Origin of the sequence: Phascolarctobacterium sp. (assembly GCF_045124115.1) — a bacterium.
In the GTDB taxonomy this organism is placed as follows: Bacteria; Bacillota; Negativicutes; order Acidaminococcales; family Acidaminococcaceae; genus Phascolarctobacterium_A.
In genome coordinates, this window is sequence record NZ_JBGVLF010000011.1 from 1 (window position 1) to 3405 (window position 3405).

The window sequence follows — 3405 nt, forward strand, 5'->3', positions numbered from 1 at the left end:
CATCGGGGATAAAAGAACTCGCTTTCCACGCAATAACAGCAACGCTAATATGCACCGCTCAGACAGCTTTTATCCTATTCCCGATGTCTGAACGGTTGTTTGCTGTGTTTTTGATAGTGCCGGAGGTTTAGGGAATTACCATTGCTAACCGTTAGCCGAAATAATAACGCCAGGCAAGTACCCCTCACCGCTGCGCGGAGCTCCCCTACAGAGGAGCAATTTGTTTGCAGCGACAAAACTCCTCCCCTGTAGGGGAGGTGGCTGCCAAGCCGGAGGGGTACAAAAGTGTAATGTCTATTGTTTAACGTGTAACGTGTAGGGGCGGGGTCTGCCCGCCCTTGACACATACCCCTCACTGCTGCGCGGAGCTCTCCTACAGGGGAGCAATTTGCTTGCAGCGATGTTAAAATTCCTCCCCTGTAGGGGAGGTGGCTTTTAAGCCGGAAGGGTACCCAAAATGTGTATTGTGTAATGTGTAATGTTGTTTACAACATCGGTTCCGTAGGGGCGGGGTCAGCCCGCCCTTGAGTATATTATTTTAGACATAAGTACATAAGTACAAAAGGCAATGTACACGGGTTAAAGGATGCACCCCTTGCAGTTATGGCATAAAGCTTCCGCAAGTGAACCTTGCGATGCATAAAACATTAAGGCTATGGCCTTGAAAATACATTTTCAATTGCCCCATCCTTAATGTTTTATCTACATGGAAATCCTGTTCCATGTGCCTATGCTCATAACCTAAGGGGCTTTTGTTCTTCTGTCTAATTTATTTATTCTTGTGGTGTTGCGTGTTCTTCTTTATGGCTATGCTGTAAAGGAGAATTTCGCGTTTATGTTAAAACGTTAATGCGTGAACAAACATCAGCGAAAAGCTTGGTTAATATATATTAAAGAGGTAACTTTGCGAAAATTTTTGAGGAACTCCCCATAGGGGACTGAAAACTCCTCCACTTGCTGTTGCGGAGAGGTGTATTCAAAACCTGTTTTTGAAGCCGGAGGGGAGTGTGTAGAAAATTCACAAAACAAAATAAATTTAATTATTATGAAAAAATTTTTACTTTCAATTTTTGCTGTGCTCTTCGCATTTGCAGGAGCGCAGGCGCAGGAGACTGCTACATTGTCTTTTGCGGACAAAGCTCAGCGTACCTCGTTTACTACAACACAGCAGGTGTGGGCGCAGAATGGTATTACTTTTACAAACAACAAGGCAAGTTCTACAAATGCTGTTGCAGATTATGCTAACCCTGTAAGATTGTATCAAAGTTCCGAGATCATGGTGGAGTGTTCTCTTGGCAATATTACAAGTATTGTTTTCGATTGCAACAGCTCTTCTTATGCAACAGCGCTTGGTAATTCTATTTCCGGAAGCACTGTAAATTCAGATAAGGTGACCGTAACACTTGATGGCTCAAGCAACAGCTTTTCTGTTGCTTCTTTGTCAAAACAGGTTCGTTTGGATGCTTTGACTGTTACTTATGCTGCAAGTACAGGTGTTTCAAAACCCGTAGCTCCAACACTTACCGCCGGTGGTAACTTCGTTGGTTCAAAAGAGGTTGAGATTTCTTGTGCTACAGAGGGTGCTGCAATCTATTATACAACAGATGGTTCGGATCCTACAGAGGATAGCGATGAGTATTCCGAGGCTTTCGAGATTACAGAGACAACAACAGTTAAAGCTATTGCGGTTAACGAGGCTGGTGCAAGTAGCGTTGCTACCGCAGTTTATACACGTGTTGCTGCAACTCCAGAAATCTCTTTCGACGAGGCTACATTCGAGGAGTCTGTTGAGGTTACTATCACTGTTGCCGAAGGTACAACAGCTTACTACACATTGAATGGCAAGACTCCTACAGAGAACAGCGACGAGTGCCCCGAGACTTTGACAATCAAGGCCGATGCAACTCTTCAGGTAATTGCATACGACGAGGATGGCTATGCAAGCCCCGTTGTAAAGCATGCGTTCAAGAAGGCTGCAAGCGGTGCATCTGGTGCTGCAACAGGTACAGCTACTTTGGTTGAAGATGCTGCAGACTTGGCTGTTGGTGATAAGGTGGTAATTGTTGGTGTAAATGCTGGGAAGTCTTACGCGCTTTCTACTAATCAGAAAACAAATAATAGAGGTGCTGTTGAGGTTAACGTTGTAGGAAATTCAATAGAACTTAATTCGGATGTTGAGGAACTTGGCTTGCAAACTGGTGCAAGTGCGGAAACTTTTGCTTTAAAGGCTGCTGCTGGTTACCTTTATGCTGCATCGTCATCTGGAAATTATTTGAAATCTAAGAGTACGAAAGATATTCATGGTTCTTGGGCTATTTCTATTGAGGGTGGAAAGACTTCTGTTGTTGCGACAGGTTCTAGCAATAGAAATGTTATGCAATTCAACTATAACAATGGTTCACCATTGTTTGCTTGCTATGAAAGCGCAAACCAGTCCGCTGTTAGTATTTACAAAGTAAATATTGCATCTATTGAGGATTATGTTCTTAATGTAACAAACGTAGGTTGGGCTACATTGTACTTGGGTTACAATGTGGTTATCCCCGAGGATGTTACTTGCTATGTGATTTCTGAAGTTGCCGCAGAGAGTGTTCATTTGGAAAAGGTAAAAGGTGTTCTCCCAGCAAACACCGCCGTCATTGTTGAGGCAAAAGAGGGTGATTATACATTTGCTGTTACAGAGGAGACTGCTGGTGTTGAGAATGTGATGGAAGGCACACTCAACAATGAGTATATTACTAAGGAGGCTTACGTTCTTGGTGTTGTAGAAGGCGAGGTAGGTCTCTACAAGGCTAAAATGGCCGGTGGTGTTTGGTTGAACAACGCCAACAAGGCATACTTGCCAGCAAGCGTTGCAAATGGTGCTGCTTCTTACAGTTTCCGTTTCGGCGAGGGCACAACAGGCATTGACGAGATAACAGATAACAGAGTACAGAGTACAGTTATCTACGACCTTACAGGCCGCCGCGTTGAGACAATTACTGAGCCGGGTATTTACATTGTAAACGGTGTAAAGAAGTTTGTTCGCTAACACGTGTAAAAAGATTTTAGACATAAGTACATAAGAACATAAGCCCTATGGCGCGAAACCTATAATAAAACAAATTTAGTGAACTGCACGCAAGCAGTTTGTGTGCAGCTTCATTAAATCTGTTTTATAAAAATGCATAGCGTGCATTGCAACGGCACCGTTGCCCGGTTTCACGAGAATCTGCATTTTGCAATCTTTTGTCCTTCTGTTCTTCTGTCAAAAAAACATAACAGAAAATAATTATACAAGATATGAAGAAGACATATGTATCTCCTCTGATGACAGAGGTAAATATCGAGGCAGCACAGATGCTTGCAGCTTCATTGAACATCAACAACAATCAGACAGTAGACACCTCTAACGGCGAACAGCTC

General features: G+C 43.3%; 1 protein-coding gene. It reads left to right on the forward strand.

Annotation, left to right across the window (positions count from 1 at the left end):
* Positions 1 to 970 precede the first annotated feature (970 nt).
* Complete coding sequence (locus tag ACJMM4_RS01485) at positions 971 to 3031, forward strand: chitobiase/beta-hexosaminidase C-terminal domain-containing protein (RefSeq protein WP_405382760.1); 2061 nt, start codon at positions 971 to 973, stop codon at positions 3029 to 3031.
* Positions 3032 to 3405: the final 374 nt, after the last annotated feature.